This is a genomic window from Clostridium arbusti SL206 (assembly GCF_000246895.1).
Lineage (GTDB): Bacteria > Bacillota > Clostridia > Clostridiales > Clostridiaceae > Clostridium_I > Clostridium_I arbusti.
The window spans coordinates 1-20,521 of the sequence record NZ_BAEV01000070.1 but is presented as its reverse complement, the minus strand read 5'-3'; the positions used below and the strand labels follow the sequence as shown (position 1 = coordinate 20,521).

General features: G+C 28.0%; 20 protein-coding genes. 13 read left to right on the top strand and 7 right to left on the bottom strand.

Annotated elements, in window-relative coordinates:
- Positions 1-406: 406 nt before the first annotated feature.
- From gyrA to dnaA, 7 genes are all read right to left on the bottom strand, one after another.
- A complete protein-coding gene (gene gyrA, locus RH99_RS12575; protein ID WP_010238691.1) occupies positions 407-2,893 on the bottom strand; it encodes a DNA gyrase subunit A in 2,487 nt (828 codons plus the stop codon).
- 177 nt (positions 2,894-3,070) lie between these two features.
- On the bottom strand, positions 3,071-4,981 hold the full coding sequence (gyrB, locus tag RH99_RS12570) for a DNA topoisomerase (ATP-hydrolyzing) subunit B (RefSeq protein WP_010238687.1): 1,911 nt from the start codon (positions 4,979-4,981) through the stop codon (positions 3,071-3,073).
- A 24-nt stretch (positions 4,982-5,005) separates the two neighbouring features.
- Positions 5,006-5,269: an extracellular matrix regulator RemB gene (gene remB / locus RH99_RS12565; protein ID WP_010238684.1), complete on the bottom strand. Its 264-nt coding sequence runs from the start codon at positions 5,267-5,269 to the stop codon at positions 5,006-5,008.
- Between the two features lie 11 nt (positions 5,270-5,280).
- Entirely contained in the window at positions 5,281-6,381 is a 1,101-nt protein-coding gene (gene recF / locus RH99_RS12560) for a DNA replication/repair protein RecF (protein WP_010238682.1), read from the bottom strand.
- A 70-nt stretch (positions 6,382-6,451) separates the two neighbouring features.
- A complete protein-coding gene (gene yaaA / locus RH99_RS12555) occupies positions 6,452-6,658 on the bottom strand; it encodes a S4 domain-containing protein YaaA (protein ID WP_010238680.1) in 207 nt (68 codons plus the stop codon).
- A 65-nt stretch (positions 6,659-6,723) separates the two neighbouring features.
- A complete protein-coding gene (dnaN, locus tag RH99_RS12550) occupies positions 6,724-7,824 on the bottom strand; it encodes a DNA polymerase III subunit beta (protein WP_010238678.1) in 1,101 nt (366 codons plus the stop codon).
- Between the two features lie 255 nt (positions 7,825-8,079).
- The gene (dnaA, locus tag RH99_RS12545; protein ID WP_010238676.1) at positions 8,080-9,426 is read right to left on the bottom strand and encodes a chromosomal replication initiator protein DnaA; all 1,347 of its coding nucleotides are present in this window, start codon (positions 9,424-9,426) and stop codon (positions 8,080-8,082) included.
- A gap of 699 nt (positions 9,427-10,125) precedes the next feature.
- On the opposite strand from dnaA, the gene rpmH reads away from it, so the two are divergent.
- The 13 genes from rpmH to RH99_RS12480 form a co-directional block, all read left to right on the top strand.
- On the top strand, positions 10,126-10,260 hold the full coding sequence (gene rpmH, locus RH99_RS12540) for a 50S ribosomal protein L34 (RefSeq protein WP_010238674.1): 135 nt from the start codon (positions 10,126-10,128) through the stop codon (positions 10,258-10,260).
- A 74-nt stretch (positions 10,261-10,334) separates the two neighbouring features.
- A complete protein-coding gene (gene rnpA, locus RH99_RS12535; protein WP_010238671.1) occupies positions 10,335-10,670 on the top strand; it encodes a ribonuclease P protein component in 336 nt (111 codons plus the stop codon).
- Position 10,671: 1 nt separating this feature from the next.
- The gene (gene yidD / locus RH99_RS12530; protein WP_010238668.1) at positions 10,672-10,881 is read left to right on the top strand and encodes a membrane protein insertion efficiency factor YidD; all 210 of its coding nucleotides are present in this window, start codon (positions 10,672-10,674) and stop codon (positions 10,879-10,881) included.
- A 19-nt stretch (positions 10,882-10,900) separates the two neighbouring features.
- Positions 10,901-11,692 (top strand): membrane protein insertase YidC, encoded by a 792-nt coding sequence (yidC, locus tag RH99_RS12525; protein WP_010238667.1) that lies wholly within the window; start codon positions 10,901-10,903, stop codon positions 11,690-11,692.
- A gap of 30 nt (positions 11,693-11,722) precedes the next feature.
- Entirely contained in the window at positions 11,723-12,349 is a 627-nt protein-coding gene (jag, locus tag RH99_RS12520) for an RNA-binding cell elongation regulator Jag/EloR (RefSeq protein ID WP_010238665.1), read from the top strand.
- A 75-nt stretch (positions 12,350-12,424) separates the two neighbouring features.
- The gene (gene mnmE, locus RH99_RS12515) at positions 12,425-13,804 is read left to right on the top strand and encodes a tRNA uridine-5-carboxymethylaminomethyl(34) synthesis GTPase MnmE (protein ID WP_010238664.1); all 1,380 of its coding nucleotides are present in this window, start codon (positions 12,425-12,427) and stop codon (positions 13,802-13,804) included.
- Positions 13,805-13,813: 9 nt separating this feature from the next.
- Positions 13,814-15,700, top strand: coding sequence for a tRNA uridine-5-carboxymethylaminomethyl(34) synthesis enzyme MnmG (gene mnmG, locus RH99_RS12510; RefSeq protein WP_010238663.1), 1,887 nt, complete (start codon positions 13,814-13,816; stop codon positions 15,698-15,700).
- Between the two features lie 351 nt (positions 15,701-16,051).
- The gene (gene rsmG, locus RH99_RS12505) at positions 16,052-16,771 is read left to right on the top strand and encodes a 16S rRNA (guanine(527)-N(7))-methyltransferase RsmG (protein ID WP_010238662.1); all 720 of its coding nucleotides are present in this window, start codon (positions 16,052-16,054) and stop codon (positions 16,769-16,771) included.
- A gap of 88 nt (positions 16,772-16,859) precedes the next feature.
- Positions 16,860-17,639, top strand: a complete 780-nt coding sequence (noc, locus tag RH99_RS12500; RefSeq protein WP_373854717.1) for a nucleoid occlusion protein — start codon at positions 16,860-16,862, stop codon at positions 17,637-17,639.
- Positions 17,640-17,945: 306 nt separating this feature from the next.
- A complete protein-coding gene (locus RH99_RS12495) occupies positions 17,946-18,713 on the top strand; it encodes a ParA family protein (RefSeq protein WP_010238648.1) in 768 nt (255 codons plus the stop codon).
- Positions 18,714-18,720: 7 nt separating this feature from the next.
- On the top strand, positions 18,721-19,578 hold the full coding sequence (locus RH99_RS12490) for a ParB/RepB/Spo0J family partition protein (RefSeq protein ID WP_010238647.1): 858 nt from the start codon (positions 18,721-18,723) through the stop codon (positions 19,576-19,578).
- Between the two features lie 54 nt (positions 19,579-19,632).
- Positions 19,633-20,133 carry a DUF4446 family protein gene (locus tag RH99_RS12485; RefSeq protein WP_010238645.1) on the top strand — a complete coding sequence of 167 codons (501 nt, stop codon included), beginning with the start codon at positions 19,633-19,635 and terminating at the stop codon, positions 20,131-20,133.
- Between the two features lie 144 nt (positions 20,134-20,277).
- Positions 20,278-20,521 (top strand): YkuS family protein (locus RH99_RS12480; RefSeq protein WP_010238643.1); only part of this gene is annotated, 244 nt, incomplete at its 3' end.

Genomic DNA, 20,521 nt, shown 5'->3' with positions numbered 1-20,521 from the left:
TTAACATCATCAATATAATTTGTCAACACTTTTTTGTTGTAAATTTTATTGATTAATTGTCGCATTCTTTAACGACCTTTACTATCTTATCATCATATCTTAATATTGTCAATAACTTTTTTTCACTCAATATTAAAATTTAATTTTATTAATAGACTTTGTCATAAGCGACGAATATTATTGTATCAAATTTAATTTATTAAGTAATATAATTTTTAATTATTATATTAAAATTATATTATATTTCCTTAACATTTCACAATAATACTTAATATATCTTATACTGACACACCTGGGTAATTGTATAATACATCAGAATTTTAATCTAAAAAATTATAAAAAATTCTCTATTAATTAAATGAAAAATTTAACTAATAGAGAATTTTAATTTTATATTTTAATTATACTATTCTTTATCCATTTCACTTCCATCGTCTTCATGTTCATCTGATTCTATATCATGAAAATCTTTATCTCCGTCAGTATCTATTTTAGCTATGGCCATTACCTTTCCATTATCATTAGTTCTCATTAGTGTTACACCCATAGCATTTCTACTAGTAGTTGATATATCTGATACATTTATTCTAATTACTATATCGTCACTATTTATAATCATCATTTCATCAGTATCTTTAACCATTCTTGCACCTACAAGTTCTCCTGTCTTTTCAGTAACCTTATAGGTTATTACTCCCTTTCCACCTCTTTTTTGAAGTGAATACTCAGATATAAGAGTTTTCTTACCAAATCCATTAGAACTTACTACAAGAACACTTTGCTCAATATCTACAACTTCCATTGTAACAACAATATCATCTTCTCTAAGATTTATTCCCCTTACTCCAGATGTATTTCTTCCAAGTGGTCTAGCATCTTTTTCATTAAAACGTATTGCATATCCATTTTTAGTAACCATTAATATTTCGCTATTACCATCTGTAAGTCTTACGCTGATAAGTTCATCACCATCTCTTAAATTTATAGCGTTAAGTCCACTCTTCCTTATGGCCGCATATTGATCAAGAGACGTTTTCTTTATCATTCCATTTTTAGTACCCATCATTAAATAGCTATCTTCTTTAAATTCCTTTAATGTTATAATAGCTTGAATTTTTTCACCTTGATTCAACTGAAGAAGATTTATTAAGTTCGTTCCCTTAGCTGTTCTTCCTGCCTCATGTATTTCATATGCCTTAAGTTTATAAACTTTTCCTTGATTACTAAAGAATAAGATATTATTATGTGTAGATGTTATAAATATATGTTCTACAAAGTCATCTTCTTTAGTTGACATTGCCTGTATACCTCTTCCACCCCTTCTTTGAGCTGTATATGTATCTTCCGGCATCCTTTTTATGTATCCTGCATGAGTAAGTGTTATTACAACGTCCTCTTCCTCAATAAGATCTTCTATATCTATTTCATTTTCAACACTTTCAATAACAGTTTTTCTTTCATCACCATATTTAGCTTTGATTTCTGTAAGCTCATCTTTTATTATATTTAAAACCATATCTTTATCTGCTAATACACTCTCCAAGTATTCAATAGTTTTCATAAGTTCTGCTAATTCTTCCTCAATCTTATCTCTTTCAAGTCCAGTAAGCCTTCTAAGTTTCATCTCAACAATTGCTTCAGATTGCTTTTCAGAAAGAGCAAATCTCTCCATAAGCCTTCCTTCTGCCTCACGAACAGTCTTTGATGATCTTATAATACTTATAACCTCATCGATATGATCAAGAGCAATTTTAAGTCCTTCCAATATGTGTGCTCTAGCTCTTGCTTTATCTAATTCAAATTGAGTTCTTCTTCTTATAACTTCTTCTTGAAAAACTATATAATGTTGTAATATCTGTTTTAAGTTAAGATATTGAGGCTTTCCATCAACTAAAGCAAGCATTATAATTCCAAAACTATCTTGTAATTTTGTATGCTTATAAAGTTGATTTAATAAAACCTGAGGATTCGCATCTCTTTTTAGTTCTATAACTATCCTCATTCCCTCTCTATCAGATTCATCTCTAAGATCAGATATTCCAGTTAATCTCTTATCTTTAACCAATTCAGCCATATTTTCAATAAGTTTAGCTTTATTAACCTGATAAGGTAATTCAGTTACAATAATTTTATGCTTTCCATTAACTTCTTCAATCTCACATTTTGATCGTACTATTACCTTACCTCTACCAGTTTCAAAAGCACTTCTTATACCTGACTTTCCCATTATCATTCCTGATGTAGGAAAATCAGGTCCTTTTATCTTTGTCATAAGTTCTAATATTGTTGTTTCACTATTTTCAATAAGCATAAATATTCCATCGATAACTTCATTTAAGTTATGAGGAGGTATATTGGTTGCCATACCTACTGCAATACCTGATGATCCATTAACTAATAAATTAGGAAATCTTGATGGTATTACGGATGGTTCCTCTTCCTCACCATCAAAGTTAGGAATAAAATCCACTGTATTTTTTCCTATATCTCTAATCATCTCCATAGATATTTTACTCATCTTTGCTTCTGTATATCTCATAGCTGCGGCTGAATCACCATCTACTGATCCAAAATTTCCATGACCATTTACAAGCGGATATCTTAAATTGAAGTCTTGGGCCATCCTAACTAACGCATCATATACAGATGAATCACCATGTGGATGGTATTTACCAAGGACATCTCCAACTATTCTAGCACATTTTCTATATCCTTTATCTGGGGTTAATCCCAATTCATGCATAGAATAAATAATTCTCCTATGAACTGGCTTAAGACCATCCCTTACATCAGGCAATGCACGATCAATAATAACGCTCATTGCATAACTTATATAACATTTTTTCATTTCATCACTTATATCTACTTGTAAAACTTTACCTTCATTATTCATATAACACACCTCTTTTATCGTGCTCTTCTATCCTAAAGCCAACTATTGTTATATTCTTATTATAAATAAGCTAAATGTAATACTTATAACTTATTAAATAATTAGTCTAAACTAGCTAGCATAAGAAATTCTAAATAAACAAAATTGCATTGATAATATTCGCTATTTTATAAATATCTAAATATCTAAATTTACAACATTCTTTGCATTTTGTTGTATAAATTCTCTACGTGGCTCAACTTTATCTCCCATAAGAATTGTAAATATTTCATCAGCAGCCATAGCATCTTCAACAGTTGCCTTTAAAAGTATTCTTCTTTCAGGATCCATAGTTGTTTCCCAAAGTTGCTCCGCATTCATTTCTCCGAGTCCCTTGTACCTTTGAATACTTGTATTATTATCTTTACCACCAATTTCTTCTAAGGCATTATCTAATTCATCTTCAAGGTAACAATATATTTCCTTTTTACCCTTAGAAACTTTATACAATGGTGGTTGGGCAATATATACATGACCCTGTTCTACAAGTTCTCTCATGTATCTATAGAAAAATGTTAATAACAATGTTCTTATATGGGCACCATCTACATCGGCATCAGTCATAATAATGATTCTATGGTATCTTATCTTTTCTATGTTAAAATCTTTGCTTATGCCCGCACCAAAGGCAGTTATCATAGCTCTTATCATTTCAGAATTTAATATCTTATCTATTCTCTGCTTTTCTACATTCATGATCTTTCCTCTTAGAGGAAGTATTGCTTGAAATTTTCTATCTCTACCCTGTTTAGCTGATCCACCAGCAGAATCACCCTCAACTATATAAATTTCACATTCAGCTGGATCTTTTGAAGAACAATCTGCAAGTTTACCTGGAAGAGCAGTTGTTTCTAGTACAGATTTCCTTCTTGTTAGTTCTCTTGCCTTTTTAGCTGCATCTCTTGCTCTCGCTGCAAGTAAGGATTTATCAATTATTAGTTTGCCTACTTGTGGGTTCTCCTCTAAAAAAGCACTTACCTTTTCGCCTAAAATATTATCAACAATTCCTCTTACTTCACTATTTCCAAGTTTTGTCTTTGTCTGACCTTCAAATTGAGGATTTGAAAGTTTTATGGATATAACAGCAGTAAGTCCTTCTCTAATATCGTCACCTGAAAGATTTTTATCATTTTCTTTTATGAAATTAAATTTTCTTGCGTAGTCATTTAAAGCCCTTGTAAGTGCACTTTTAAAGCCTGCTAAATGAGTTCCACCTTCTACGGTATCAATATTATTTGCAAAAGAAAATAAATTTTCTGCATAACCATCATTGTACTGAAGTGCAATTTCCACAGCATAATCATCTTTGTATCCCTCAATATAAATAGGTTCTGGAAAAACAGGTTCCTTATTTCTATTTAAGTAACTAACAAAGGATTTTATACCACCCTCATAATGAAAGGTATCTTCTTTATCATGTCTTTCATCTATAAAATTAATCTTAATTCCCTTATTTAAAAATGCTAATTCTCTTAATCTTTGAGCTAAAGTATCATAGCTGAATTCTATTTCTTCGAATATATCACTATCAGGTTTAAAATTAATTTGTGTACCATGTTCCTCCGTATCACCAATTTCTTCAAAAGGGCTAGCTACATTTCCCCTATGATATAATTGTCTCCATATGTGACCTTCTCTTTTTACAATAACTTCGCAGGTTTCAGATAAAGCATTAACCACAGATGCACCAACACCATGAAGTCCTCCTGATACCTTATATCCGCTGCCACCAAACTTTCCTCCAGCATGAAGTACTGTCATTATAACTTCCACAGTTGGCTTATTCATTTTATGATGTATACCTACAGGCATACCTCTTCCATCATCAACTATAGATACTGAGTTATCCTCATGAATTGTAATACTTATATTTTCGCAAAATCCACCTAATGCCTCATCTATACTATTATCTACTATTTCATAAACAAGATGATGAAGTCCCCTTAGTGAAGTACTGCCTATATACATTCCAGGTCTTTTTCTTACTGCTTCCAATCCTTCAAGAACCTGAATTTGACTCTCATCATAAACTTCATTATTTTCTGACATTTAAATCCTCCTATCGAAAAAATTCTATGGTTCTATAAAAAACATCTCACTTCTTTTACTAAGTGTAGAAGATGATATTGGAGATAAATATATTTTACTTTTTTGATTTATCTCAGCGATTATAAATGATTTTGGTTTTTCGTCAGTTATTCTCTCTACAAAACCATCTTCTTCAGCCATTCTCAAAAATTGACTAGTGTCTGAACTATACATAGTGGTTTCTATATCAAAAATTCCAATAATATCTCTTATCGGAATTACAACGCTTTCACCTAAATGCAAAAACATAAAAATCCCCCTTACAATTTGCTAACTTCTGATACTTTTCCATATTCAACCTTAAAAACTTTAAAATTTCCATTAATATAATTATCTATATCATTAATTCCAGTACAAGTTATTATAGTTTGTATACCATTTATAGAATTTAAAATATATTTTTGCCTTGAAGTATCAAGCTCAGATAAAACATCATCTAATAAAAGTACTGGAGCTTCTTTAGTGTATTCTTTTAAAATACTCAAAGTTGAAAATTTAATAGTTAATATGGCAGTTCTTTGCTGTCCTTGTGATCCATAACTTCTAGTGTCGATATTGTTTATTTCTATACTAAAATCATCTTTATGTGGACCTATTGATGTATTTCTCCTATATATATCTTTATCTCTATTTAATTCATAACACTTCAATAGGTCTTGTTCTAGAGTATCTGTATTTTTAGCACTCATAATATATCTAAATTCTATATTCTCTTTTCCACTAGTTATATCTTTATGTATTACATTTCCAAATTCATTTAATTTCTTTATATAGTCTAACCTATATTTTATTATTTTACTTCCATATCTACTAAGCTGCTGGTCATATATATCTAAAATATCAAAAGCTTTATCATTTCTACTTCTAAGTAATGCATTTCTTTCATTCAAAACTTTATTGTATTGAACTAACTCAAAATAATATCTTGAGTTTAATTTAGAAAGTTCTATATCTAAGAACTTTCTTCTGTAAACGGGACCTTCTTTTACTATTTTTAAATCTTCTGGTGAAAAAATTACAGCATTAAAAATTCCAAAAAGTTCAGATATTTTTCTTAGCTTTATAGAATTAACATTAATGCCTTTTTTACCTTCTTTAAAAATCTTTATCTCTATTTTTTTATTTAATCTTTCTTTGCAAATATATAAATTTATATATGCACTTTCCTTTTTCCATTGAATAAGTTCTTTATCCTTATTAGTTCTATATGATTTTCCTACACTACAGTAATAAATACTCTCAAGTATATTAGTTTTACCTTGAGCATTATCTCCAGTAAATATATTTATATTTTTATCTAGTTGAATATTAAGTTTTTCATAATTTCTAAAATTATTAAGTATTAAAGAGCCTATATGCATAACTACACACCTTATATTATAACACAAGTATATAAACTTATGGTAAGTCTAATTATTTAATCAAATATAATTATATTATTTTATACTGATTACCGTTAAATTCTATTAAATCTCCCTTTGATAATTTCTTGCCTCTTTGAGTTTCAATAGTCCCATTTACCTTAACATCACCATTTTTTATAAAAAATTTAGCTTCAGAACCTTGACTTGCAATACCTGCCCATTTTAGAAATGAATCTAATTTTATTATATTAGTATCTATTTTAATTTCTTCCATATTTAAATTTAAGTAACTATAAAGTTACAACCTCCTTTTTTAATTATAACCAATTTCACTAAAAATTAACTATTTAATAACCTTACAGGTAAAATAAGATATGTATAGTTATTATTTTCCTTACTTTTTACTAAACATGGAGTTACACTGCTTGAAAAATCCATGTATATTTCTTCTTCTTCAATTATTTTCAATAAATCAATTAAATATTTTGAGTTAAATGCAATTTGTAATTTCTCACCTTGCAAAATTATATTTAATTCTTCTCTTACCTTTCCCAATTGAGAATTTGAAGTTATTACCATATAATCATCTTCAATATCTAATTTAATAAGACTAGTATTTCCATCTTTACCGACTAAAGATGCCCTTTCTATACAGTTTAAAAGCTCACCTCTTTTAACATCGACTCTCAAATTATGTTCTTCAGGAATAATTGACGTATATTTTATAAACTCACCTTCTAAGAGTCTAGATATTATTTTAGTTTTTTCTAAATTTATAAGAATATGATTTGATGTAAATGTTATATTCACAACTCCATCATCTTGTAATATTTTAACTACTTCATTTAGAGTTTTTCCTGGTATAACAGCGCTCATAGAATTATCATTATCTATTGGTTCACTTCTAAATGCTAATCTATATCCATCTAAAGCTACTAAATTAACCTTTTTATCTTTAACTTCAAATAAAACCCCTGTTAAAATAGGCCTAGACTCATCTTGAGCAATTGCAAATATAGTAGATTTTATCATATTTTTTAATGTTTTTTGTTCTATAGAAAAAATCATTTCCTCATCTATTGATGGAAGACTTGGAAAATCATCTGGATTCATATGAACTAAAGTAAAATTTGATTTTTCACAAATAAGTTTAATAGAATTATCATCTATTGAACTTATTTCTATATTTGAATTTGGTAATTTTCTTATTATATCACCAAATAGTTTGGAATCAACTACAATTTTACCGGTTTCTATAACTTCAGCTTCTAATTTAGTTTCTATACTTAAATCTATATCAGAACCTATTATTGTAATTTGATCTTGTTCTGCAATTAGAAGTAATCCTTGTAATATTGGCATTGATGATTTTCCCGTTACAGCTTTTTGAGCTATAGATATAGCTTCTTGAAGCTTACTTTTTTCACATTTAAATTTCATAATTATGTTCCTCCTTATTAACAGAAAAATGTTTTATATAATAGAGTAGATTAGATAATAATATTATTAGTAATAGTAGTAGGGGCTGTTGATATGTGTATAACTTACATAAACTCCAATATTGCTTGATTAGGAGAAAAAATAATTGTGGATAAGTAAATAATAAAAATTTAGCTTTATCCACATTATTAAGGTCCAATATAAATGAACTTTTTTATCCACACTATTATTTTGTATTATTATAAACAATTGTTATTATTTTTGATTTATTTTCTTAGTTATGTCTGATATTGCATTTTTTAGTGATTCATCTTTTTTTAATCCAGCAGATATTTTCTCATAGGCATGAATTACAGTGGTATGATCTCTTCCTCCAAATTCTTCACCAATTTTAGGTAAAGACATATCTGTAAGCTTTCTACATAAATACATGGCTATTTGCCTAGGATAAGCTATATTTCTAGTTCGTCTTGCTGATTTAAAGTCTTCTATTCTAAGATTATAATAATTTGAAACTATATCTTGAATTAGTGATATAGTAACTTGACGACTTTGTCTACTTGAGATTATATCTTTTAATGCTTCTGATGCTAAATCTACACTTATTTCTTTATTTGTTAATGAAGAAAAAGCTACTATTCGTATAAGAGCACCTTCTAATTCTCTTATATTAGATTTTATTTTTGTTGCTATATATACCATTACTTCATTAGGTATATTTAAATTTTCTACATCTGCTTTTTTCTTTAGAATAGCTATTCTCGTTTCAAAATCTGGTGGTTGAATATCAGCTATAAGACCCCATTCAAAACGGGAGCGTAATCTATCCTCTAATGTAGGTATTTCCTTTGGGGGACGATCACTAGAGAGTATAATTTGTTTATTATTTTCATGAAGAGCATTAAATGTATGAAAGAATTCCTCTTGTGTTCTTTCTTTACCACCAATGAATTGAACATCATCTATTAAAAGAACATCAATATTTCTATATTTAGTTCTAAATTCTTCATTTTTATCATCTTTAATAGAGTTAATTAATTCGTTAGTAAATTTCTCTGAAGAAACATATACTACTTTTGCTTTAGGATTATTTTGTAATATGTAGTGGCCTATAGCATGCATAAGATGAGTTTTACCAAGACCCACTCCTCCATAGATAAAAAGAGGATTATATGCTTTAGCTGGTGCTTCCGCAACGGCTAAACATGCTGCATGTGCAAAGCGATTACTATTGCCTATAACAAATGAATCAAATTTATATTTTGGATTTAACATAGTATACATATCATCATTAGCAGCTAGATTATCTTGAGATCTATTATTGAAAGAGTCGTCAATTTCAGCAGTTTCTTCTGATAATATATTAAAAACAAGAGAATATTTTTTAGTAGTTATGACTTTTAAAGAGTTTGAAATTAAGTCTTTGTATCTACCTTCTAGAATTTCTTTAGTAAATTGATTAGGGACCCCAAGTTTTACAAAATCATTATTCATAGATAAAGGAGATATACTTTTAATCCAAGTATTAAAACTCACTTCTGTTAATTCGCTTTTTATTATATTTAAAGTTTTTTCCCATATATCTTTTATTTGGGCGTCCATATAGTATCCTCCAGTAAAAATTTTTTTATCTTTAAAATAGGTTATTAACAATAATATAAACAAAATAGTTCCACTATCTTAGGTTGTTGACAAATTTAAATAAAATTATTCACATGTTTATAATTTTGTTAATTAATTTAAAAAATAAAAATTATAAACAACATATAAAAGAATATAGTAACATATCGAAATAGGTTATAAATACTGTATTTTAGAGAAAAATAAAAGATAGTAAATGAATTTATTTAGTAAATTGAATAAGTTATCAACAGTTTTGTCCACAACCTGTGCATAACTATATAATTGAAAAATAATTCACAGGTCACGTTTAATAATAGCAAAACATCAGTAGCTATTCAAGAAGTTATCCACAAAAAAGTATTTTCAACTAAAAAATATCAACAAAAGATTAATCTTATAGGATATATCTTGTGATAAGAACTATCTGGTTATTTAAAAATATTTCATTCTAAATTATCTTATAAATTGTAAAAATATCATATTAGTGAAGTTTATCTTTAGTTTTCATTCCTATAGTAATAAAATATTATTTTTATGAGTTTACCTTGGGTATAATACTTATTAATATTGACATTAATATTCGATAAATATATAATATAAAAGTAAAACTATAAGTCAGTTAGTAAGTAAATTGCTATATAAAAATTTGAACTGCACAAAAAAGGGGGTGCAAAAAGTATGTTTATGACTTATCAACCAAAAAAGAAACAAAGAAAAAGAGAACATGGATTTAGGAAAAGAATGAGTACTTTATCTGGAAGAAATATTTTAAAGAAAAGAAGACAAAAAGGTAGAAAAAGATTGACAGCATAAGGGCCGCTTTTGTGGCCTTTTTCTGTAATTACAGAAAAAAAGCAATAGATTCTTAAAGGAGCATTAGGTTTTATATGAAGGAAGACAAAATAAGAAAAAATTCTGAGTTCAGAACGGTCTATAGAAAAGGAAAGTCTATTTCTAATCATCTTCTTGTACTTTACACATTTAAAAATTTTAAGAATAAAGAAATTAATAGACTTGGTATATCTGTAAGTAAAAAAGTTGGAAAAAGTGTTGTAAGAAGTAGAGTAAAAAGATTAATTAGTGAAAGCTATAGATTGAACAAAGAATCATTGAAAATAGGTTATGATTTCGTATTTATCGCTCGTGTTAGTTGCACCAATAAGAATTATAAGGAAATAGAAGCTTCTTTAAAAAATCTGCTTAAAAAGGCAGGATTAAATTAAAATGCAGAAAATAATATTATCAATGATAAAATTTTATAGAAAATATATATCACTTTTAAAGAGGCCGTGTTGTAGATTTTATCCAACATGCTCTATGTATGCTATGGATGCGATAACTAAATATGGTGTTTTAAAAGGGGGATATATGTCAATTAAGAGGATTTTAAGGTGTAATCCTTTTAATCCAGGAGGATATGATCCTGTTAAATAAACTATAGGAGGCTTAAACTTTGTTTAAAATCAAGTTTTTAAATGATTTATTTGTTGGATTTTTTCAAGCAATAAATAATGGTATATTAAGTATCTTCCCAGATAAAAATATATCCTTTGGTTTATCTATAATAGTTCTTACTATTATAATAAGAGTGATATTGTTACCTTTAAATATTAAGCAAATTAAATCTTCATTAATGATGAGTAAGCTTGGACCAGAAATAAAAAAGCTTCAAGCTAGATATAAAAGTGATCCTCAAAAATTACAGCAAGAGACTATGAAACTATATAAAGAAAAAGGTGCTAATCCATTAGGTGGATGTTTACCATTAATAATACAATACCCTATACTTATCGCATTATATTATGTATTTTACACTTTAGAGATAAAGGGAATTGGTTTCTTATGGATCCATGACTTATCAAAATCTGCTAGTCTTTCAGATTGGACTAGTTGGATACTTCCAGTTATATCTGGTGCGACTACATATTTTTCCGGTATGCTAATGTCTTCAACAGTAGATAAGGCTCAGGCAAAACAGACATCAACTATGAATATAGTTATGTCTATAGTTCTTTTCTACATGAGTTTAAGATTTAATGCTGCTTTAGTATTATATTGGGTTACAGGTAATATTGTACAAATACTTCAAACTAAATTAGTTATGAAGATGGTTGCAAATAAAATGGCTAATGAAGAACAAGAGAATAAAGTAGTAGCTGAAAGCAGTGTTACTGTAGATCATAAAAATGCTGTAAATAATAAGAAGAACAAAAGAAAAAATAAAGACAATATTGATAATAATTAAGTTTATTTTATTGAGAGGGGGGGCTTAAGGATGAATTGTATTGAGATGACTGGTAAAACTATAGAGGAAGCAAAACAAAATGCTATGAGTGAACTGGGAGTAACAGAAGATAAAGTAGATGTTTTAGTTCTAGATGAAGGAAGTAAAGGCCTTCTAAGTCTTATTGGTAAAAGACCTGCAAAAGTAAAAGTAACTGTTAAGAGAAATTATTGTGATGAGGCAAGGAATTTCTTAAAAAGTATTTTTGATAATATGGGAGTTAATACAGAAATCAAAATTAAAGAAGTTAAGGATAAGATAAAAGTTGAACTTATAGGTTCAAATATGGGTATTTTAATAGGCTACAGAGGCGAAACCTTAGACTCACTTCAATATCTTGTAAGCTTAGTTATAAATAAAGGGCATGATGGAGAATATAAGAGAGTAGTAATTGATACTGAAAATTATAGAGCTAAGAGGGAAGAAACATTAAAGAGGCTGGCATTAAGGATGTCACATAAGGTCCAAAAAAGTAGAAAAGTTATGAAATTTGAACCGATGAATCCCTATGAAAGAAGAATAATTCATTCAGCTTTGCAGAATGATAAAAATATTGAAACTTACAGTGAGGGTGACGAACCCAATAGATATGTAGTAATTGATTTTAAGAAAGCCTAATGGCTTTCTTTTTAATTATAAGTTTGTATAATTGGAGAGGAGGAATTGGTAAGTTTATTTTCTTACCTAAATTGTATGAAAGAATTTGATACAATAGCAGCAATAGCTACGGCGTTAGGCGAAGGTGGAATTTCTATAATTAGAATTTCAGGAAAAAATTCGGTGAATATAGTAGATAGTATTTTTGTACCAAAGAGTGGAGACAGTATTCTAAATATTAAACCTTATACCATGAGATATGGAAATATAGTTGAATCAGGGACTAAGGATAATATAGATGAAGTTATTATAAGTTTTATGAAGGGTCCTAGAAGTTTTACAGCAGAGAATGTTATAGAGATAAACTGTCATGGAGGTATCTTTTCCACAAAAAGGATACTAGAGGAAGTGTTGAAAGCTGGAGCAAGAATGGCTGAACCTGGTGAATTTACTAAAAGGGCATTTTTGAATGGACGAATAGATCTTAGTCAGGCTGAGGCAGTTATGGATATAATAACTGCAAAGACAGATGCAAGTATGAAAGCAGCGGTTATGCAGTCAGAAGGTAGAATATCTAAAGAAATTAATACACTAAGAGAAGAATTGTTGGAATTAATAGCGCATATTGAAGCTACTGTAGATTATCCAGAAGATGATCTTGAAGAGTTAACTTCTGAAAATACAGTGAAAAAGTTAAAGATTATATTATATAAAATTGAATTGTTAATAAACTCGGCCGATGAAGGTAAAATATTAAGAGATGGTTTGAGTACTGCTATAGTAGGTAAACCTAATGTAGGTAAATCCTCATTGCTAAATGCATTATTGGAGGAAAAAAGAGCAATTGTTACAGAAATTGAAGGAACAACTAGAGATGTAATAGAAGAATATATAAATGTATCAGGTATTCCTATAAAACTTATTGATACTGCGGGAATTCGACAAACTGAAGATATAGTAGAGAAGATTGGAGTAGAGAAATCTAAGAAAAAGATAGATGAGGCTGATTTAGTAATATTTATCTTAGATTCAAGTAGAAATTTGGATGAAAAAGATTTAGATATAATAAGATATATTAAAAATAAGAAATATATTATTCTATTAAATAAAATAGATTTGCCTAAGAAAATAAATAGAGAAGATCTTAAAGGATTGGATTCAAAATATATAATAGATATATCCGCCAAAAATGGATTTGGTATAGATAGGTTAAAAAAATTAGTTAAAGAATTATTTTTTAATGGTGAAATAAAGTCTCAGGATTTAATTATTACGAACACAAGACACAAGGCGGCATTAATTAAAGCAAAATCAAATTGTGAAGAAGCAATAAATGCCTTAAAGAATACATCAGCTATCGATTTAGCATCAATAGATATAAGAAATGCTTGGTATGATTTAGGTTATATTACAGGGGATACTATGGAAGAAGATTTAATAGAAAAAATATTTAAAAATTTCTGTTTAGGAAAGTAGGTGATACACATGATAAAATATATTGCAGGAGAATTTGATGTAATAGTAATTGGAGCTGGCCATGCAGGCTGTGAAGCAGCTTTAGCAGCCTCGAGAATGGGGGCTAAAACCCTTATATGTACAATGAATTTAGATAGTATAGCTATGATGCCTTGTAATCCCAATGTAGGCGGAACAGCCAAGGGGCATTTAGTAAGAGAGATAGATGCATTAGGTGGAGAAATGGGTGTAAATATTGATCATACATTTATTCAATCTAAAATGTTAAATTTATCAAAAGGACCTGCTGTTCATTCACTAAGGGCACAAGCGGATAAGAGAAGATATTCTGAGAGAATGAAGGAAGTAATTGAAAGACAAGATAATTTATATATAAAACAAATTGAAGTTGTAAGTATAGATTTTAAGGATGGAACTGTACAAGGTGTACTTACTAAAAATGGTGCTTATTTCTCAGGAAAAGCTATAGTATTAGCCACAGGTACTTATTTAAGATCTAGAATAATAATAGGAGAGGTTAATTACAGCGGTGGTCCAAGTGGACTATTCCCTGCAAATGAGTTGTCACAGAGTCTTATAGATGAAGGAATAGCTTTAAGAAGATTTAAGACCGGTACACCTGCTCGTATTAATAAGAGATCCGTTGACCTATCAAAGATGATAGAACAACCTGGAGATAAAGAAATAATTCCATTTTCATTTATAAGTGATAAGATTGATAGAGAACAAATATTATGTTATTTAACATACACTAATGAAGAAACTCATAAAGTGATTAAAGAGAATATAGATAGATCACCTTTATATAATGGTAGCATTAAGAGTGTAGGCCCTAGGTATTGTCCATCCATAGAAGACAAGGTGATGAGATTTCCAGATAAAAATCAGCATCAAGTATTTATTGAACCTGAAGGTGAAAATACTAACGAAATGTATGTTGGAGGAATGTCTAGTTCATTACCAGAAGAAGTACAATTAAAGATGATAAAAACTGTAAAGGGACTTGAAAATGTTGAAATACTTAGAACAGCATATGCTATAGAATATGATTCCATAGATCCTACACAGTTAAAACTATCACTGGAATTTAAAACTATTAATGGATTATTTGGAGCAGGACAATTAAATGGTAGTTCAGGATATGAGGAAGCTGCTTGTCAAGGCATTATAGCTGGAATAAATGCGGCATTAAAGATTCAAAATAAGGATCCGTTAATTTTAAGAAGATCAGATGCATATATTGGGGTATTAATAGATGATCTTGTTACAAAGGGAACTAATGAGCCGTATAGAATGATGACTTCAAGAGCGGAATATAGACTTTTATTAAGGCAGGATAATGCAGATCTAAGACTTACGGAATTAGGAAGAAGTATTGGATTAGTTTCAGATAATAGATATGAAAGATTTATAAGTAGAAGAGATGCTATCCATAAGGAAATTGATAGATTGAAAAAATTACAAATTACAAATAAAAAAGAAAATAATGATTTTATTGAAAGTTTAGGTTCTTCAACTTTGAAAAAGCCTATAAGTTTGTATGAACTTATAAAAAGACCTGAACTTGACTATAATATGGTAAAACCATTGGACTTAGAAAGACCTGAGTTATCAGAAGATATAACTGATGAGGTGGATATAGCCACTAAATATGAAGGCTATATAACTAAGCAATTAGAGCAGGTAGAACAATTTAAAAAATTTGAAAATAGACTTATACCAGAAAATTTGAAATATGATAAAGTAAAAGGACTTAGAATTGAGGCAATTCAAAAACTAACTAAGATGAAACCAATAAGTATTGGTCAGGCATCTAGAATTTCAGGGGTGTCACCAGCAGATATATCAGTTTTAATGATATATCTAGAGCAATATTTCAGAAAAGTATCTATATAATTTATTTAAGGGAGCTATATTGCTATACATATATATGCATAGCAATATAGCTCCCTTATCTATTTTACTGCTAAAAATAATTATTATAATGTGATTTCTAGTAATTAATCTAGTAATTAAATGAAGCTATTCTTGAATTTAATGATTATCTATTCTTTTTTAGACTCCTGCTTTTAATTTAATAATATAATTTAATAATTTGTAAATTTAGTATATAATATTAGATATATACGTATTAAAGTATCTCTGTAGTATTAGTATATATTTCAATGTTTACCTTAATATTAAAATAGCAATTTAGTAGTGTTTAAAGGAATAAATAGAATTACGTTAATTAAACTGGAGGAATAAATGGAATATTTTGATTTAATGAATAGTGCATGTGAAAGTGAAGGATTAGATTTTAATAAAGACAAATATAATAAATTTATACAATATAAAAATTTAATTCAAGAATGGAATGAAAAGATAAATCTTACTGCTATTACTGAAGATGAGGAAATAGTAAAAAAACATTTTATTGATTCTTTAAAAATATTTAAATTTGAGTTTTTAAAGAATGCTAAAAGTCTTATTGATATAGGTACAGGTGCTGGGTTTCCAGGCATACCTATAAAGATTATTAATGAAGATATACAGGTAGTTTTGTTGGACTCCTTAAATAAAAGAATAAACTTTTTAAATGAAGTTATAAATAAATTAGATCTTCAAGGTATAACAACTATACATGGAAGAGCAGAAGATTTCTCTAGAAAAAATGAATATAGAGAAATGTTTGATGTTGTGACTTCAAGGGCTGTAGCTAATATGACAGTTTTAAGTGAATTTTGTATACCTTATGTTAAGGTAAGTGGATATTTTATAGCATTAAAAGGACCCTCTATAGATGATGAGATAATAGCGTCTAAAAATGCTATTGCTACTTTAGGTGGAAAAGTAGAGGATATAATAAAAGTAGAAATTGAAGAAAGTGACTTAAAACATAATCTTGTTATAGTTAAGAAAGTAAAGAAAACACCAAATCAATTTCCTAGAAAAGCTGGTGTAGTTACCAAGAAACCATTAAGGTGATTATCGAAATGTACATAAAAAGGAATAAATTTGTTAACATATAAAGAAAATAGCCACAAGGAAATATATAAGGGATGGTTTGCTTATGATTAATAATAATATATTCAATATAAATGTGGATTGGATATTTGCCAATACTTATCAACCAAGAAAATACTTTGATGAAAATGCACTTAATGAATTGGCTCAGTCAATAAAAAGTTATGGTATAATACAGCCTTTATCAGTAAGAAAAGTTGAAGAACAAAAGTATGAGTTAATAGCTGGAGAACGTAGACTTAGAGCAGCTAAAATAGCAGGATTCAAGGTGGTTCCAGCCATTGTAGTTAACATTTCTGATAGAGAGTCTGCAGCCATTGCCTTATTAGAAAATCTTCAGAGGGAAGATTTAAACTTTATGGAGGAATCAGAAGCATATTATAATTTAATTAAGGATCATGGTTATACTCAAGAACAACTTGCACTTAGTATTGGTAAAAAGCAATCTACAATATCAAATAAACTAAGACTTCTTAAATTAGACAAGAGAATAAGAGATATTATTTTAGAAAATTGTTTAACAGAAAGACATGCTAGGGCATTATTAAAATTACCAAATCAGGAATTACAAGATAAGATATTAAGAATTATAATAGATAAAGGACTTAATGTAAAGAAAACGGAAGAACTTATTGAAAAAGAATTAGGTAAGTTAGAAACGGTTGAATTAGCATGTGACGGAAAAAAAAGGATAAAGGGAATATTTAGTCCAAGAGTTTATGTAAACACTATAAAACAGGTATTTGATAAATATGGGATAAACGCAAATTACAGGTCAAAGGAATTAGATGACTTTATAGAAGTGACAATTAAGATACGAAAAAAGTAATGTTTCACGTGAAACATTACTTTTTATTTTAATTTAAATAAAGAATTAAATTATATATGTTGTAATAAATTATATTCATTATAAAATTGCTAGTTTGTTTAGAACTCATCTACTAATTACTATTAATGTATAATCTTAATGCAACTTATATATATTTAAGTATAAATTTTAATTTTTTTATAAATGTTTCATAAAATGTATTTAATAAGTTTAAATATGAGATTATAATAATAAGTAGTGAATTATCTTTAAGATTATAATGAAATAAGATAAATTATCTAATATGTTGGAGAGAGGTGAAAATTGATGAAAGTAATAAGTGTATTTAATCAAAAAGGTGGAGTTGGAAAAACTACTACTAATATTAATCTTTGTTCATACTTAGCTATGAAGGGTTATAAAATATTAACGATAGATATTGATCCACAAGGTAATACTACTAGCGGACTTGGAATTGATAAATCCAATATTGATAAATCTATATATGATGTAATTACTAATGATTCTCCATTAAAAGATGTAATATTGAAATCTCAATTAATTGAAAATTTGTATGTGGCTCCATCAACATTAGAGCTTGCAGGTGCAGAAATTGAGATTATAGAAATGAAAAATAGGGAATCTATTTTAAAGAATAAAATAAATGAACTGAATAGTGAATATGATTATGTATTTATTGATTGTCCACCTTCATTAGGATTATTAACCCTTAATTCTTTATGTGTATCAAGTAGCGTATTAATTCCTATACAAGCTGAATTCTATGCACTAGAGGGAGTTGGACAACTTGTAAATACCATTCAGTTGGTGAAAAAGTCTTTGAATAAGAGGATATATGTGGAAGGCGTTATACTCACTATGTTTGATAATAGAACTAAATTGTCAAATGAAGTATGCAAGGAAGTAAATAAGTATTTTGAAAATAAAGTTTATAAGACAACTATACCTAGAAATATTAGACTAGCAGAGGCACCTAGTTTCGGATTACCTATTCTCCTTTATGATGATAAATGTAAAGGTGCAGAATGCTATGATAAGTTATCAGAAGAATTTCTTACTAGGCAAGAGGGGTGATTAACATATGAATAAAAAAGGTGGCTTAGGTAAAGGATTAGGTGCATTAATAAATCAAAATATACTTGAGGAAAATGACGAGGGATCTATAAATTCAATACCTATAAATTTGATAAGACCAAATAGTGATCAACCAAGAAAAAATTTTGATAATGAAAAAATTATAATGCTAGCCCAATCTATTAAAGAACATGGTATTATTCAACCACTTGTATTGAAAAAAGAAAATAACTTTTATATTATAGTTGCTGGAGAGAGACGTTGGCGTGCTGCCAAAAGTATAGGATTAAAAGAAATACCAGCAGTAATTATGGAATTATCTAATAAGGATTTACTAGAAATATCTTTAATAGAAAATATTCAAAGAGAAGACTTAAATCCAATTGAAGAGGGATTAGCTTATAAAAAGCTGATAGAAGATTTTAATATAACACAAGATGAATTAGGGAAAAAGGTTGGTAAATCGAGAACAGTTATTACAAATTGTATTAGATTATTGAATTTGGATAAAAGAGTTCAAGAATACTTAAAGGATGCTGTTATTTCTGAGGGACATGCAAGGACTATTCTTAGCATTGAGAATAATGATTTACAATATGAAATATCTCAAAAAGTAATAGATGAAGGGTTAAGCGTCAGAGAAACAGAAAAACTTATAAGAAACTTGAGGAATGATTCTATAACACATAATAAAAATAATAATGATGAGAAACTAAATGGATATATTAATGATATACGAAATAGATTAGAAGATATATTTGGAACAAAAGTAAATTTAAAAAATAAAAACAATAGGGGAAAAATTGAAATTGAATATTATTCAAATGAGGATCTTCAAAGAATATTAGATATATTGAAGCTTTAAAATGTTTCACGTGAAACATACATCATGAATGTAAATAGAAAGGACGAAGAGTTAATGCAGACTATAATTGAAATATATAATAATTTAAGTATATACATAGTAGGTATTTTAATTGTAATAATAATAATTTTAGTAATAACTTCTTTTGTGAATATATCGGCTATTAATAGATTAGAAAATAAATATAGAAAATTAACAAGAGGAGTAGAAAATAGTAATTTACAAGAATTAATTGAATCTTATATGGATAAAATAGATAATGCTAGTTCAGAAACAAAAGAAATAAAGAACGTATATGACGATATTCATGAAAAGTTGAATAAATGTCTACAAAATATATCAATAGTAAGATATAAAGCTTTTGAAGATGTTGGAAGTGATTTAAGTTTTTCTATAGCTATGCTTGATAATAACAAGGATGGAGTTATCATAACAAGTATATATGGTAGAGATGAAAGTACTACTTATGCGAAACCAATTGATAAGGGAATATCTAGATATGATTTATCAGAAGAAGAAAAATACGTATTGAAGGATTCTATAAGTAAAAAATGAATACTATACTATAACTATTAGCTATTATTAATGAAATGTACAATTTAAATTGCAACTATATAATAAGGTTAATAGTATATACTTTGTTATTAAAAGAATAAAAACCTCTCAATAGGAAATAATACCTATAGGAGGTTTTTTATTATGAAAATTTGTATTTCAAATAATTTGTTGAACCTTAAGGAAGGTTTAGAAAAAAGAGGATATGATATTTTACCTTGGGATTCTAAAGATAATTGTGATGCTCTAATATGTGATTTGAAAAATGGAGGATTAACTAATGTTATAAATGAAAATAGTATTAAAAAGGAAGGTATATTGATAATAGATATAGGAAGTAAAACTATAGATGAAATAGAGTATATATTAAATAATAGATTATATACAT

Excerpts from the sequence above, each read along its gene's own strand:
- remB (WP_010238684.1), bottom strand. The coding sequence starts at position 5,269 with ATGTTTTTGCATTTAGGTGAAAGCGTTGTAATTCCGATAAGAGATATT.
- yaaA (WP_010238680.1), bottom strand. The coding sequence starts at position 6,658 with ATGGAAGAAATTAAAATAGATACTAATATAATAAAATTAGATTCATTT.
- RH99_RS12495 (WP_010238648.1), top strand. The coding sequence starts at position 17,946 with ATGAAAGTAATAAGTGTATTTAATCAAAAAGGTGGAGTTGGAAAAACT.
- rsmG (WP_010238662.1), top strand. The coding sequence starts at position 16,052 with ATGGAATATTTTGATTTAATGAATAGTGCATGTGAAAGTGAAGGATTA.
- yidD (WP_010238668.1), top strand. The coding sequence starts at position 10,672 with ATGCAGAAAATAATATTATCAATGATAAAATTTTATAGAAAATATATA.
- dnaN (WP_010238678.1), bottom strand. The coding sequence starts at position 7,824 with ATGAAATTTAAATGTGAAAAAAGTAAGCTTCAAGAAGCTATATCTATA.
- rnpA (WP_010238671.1), top strand. The coding sequence starts at position 10,335 with ATGAAGGAAGACAAAATAAGAAAAAATTCTGAGTTCAGAACGGTCTAT.
- mnmG (WP_010238663.1), top strand. The coding sequence starts at position 13,814 with ATGATAAAATATATTGCAGGAGAATTTGATGTAATAGTAATTGGAGCT.
- mnmE (WP_010238664.1), top strand. The coding sequence starts at position 12,425 with ATGAAAGAATTTGATACAATAGCAGCAATAGCTACGGCGTTAGGCGAA.
- recF (WP_010238682.1), bottom strand. The coding sequence starts at position 6,381 with ATGCATATAGGCTCTTTAATACTTAATAATTTTAGAAATTATGAAAAA.
- dnaA (WP_010238676.1), bottom strand. The coding sequence starts at position 9,426 with ATGGACGCCCAAATAAAAGATATATGGGAAAAAACTTTAAATATAATA.
- rpmH (WP_010238674.1), top strand. The coding sequence starts at position 10,126 with ATGTTTATGACTTATCAACCAAAAAAGAAACAAAGAAAAAGAGAACAT.
- gyrB (WP_010238687.1), bottom strand. The coding sequence starts at position 4,981 with ATGTCAGAAAATAATGAAGTTTATGATGAGAGTCAAATTCAGGTTCTT.
- jag (WP_010238665.1), top strand. The coding sequence starts at position 11,723 with ATGAATTGTATTGAGATGACTGGTAAAACTATAGAGGAAGCAAAACAA.
- RH99_RS12490 (WP_010238647.1), top strand. The coding sequence starts at position 18,721 with ATGAATAAAAAAGGTGGCTTAGGTAAAGGATTAGGTGCATTAATAAAT.
- gyrA (WP_010238691.1), bottom strand. The coding sequence starts at position 2,893 with ATGAATAATGAAGGTAAAGTTTTACAAGTAGATATAAGTGATGAAATG.
- RH99_RS12485 (WP_010238645.1), top strand. The coding sequence starts at position 19,633 with ATGCAGACTATAATTGAAATATATAATAATTTAAGTATATACATAGTA.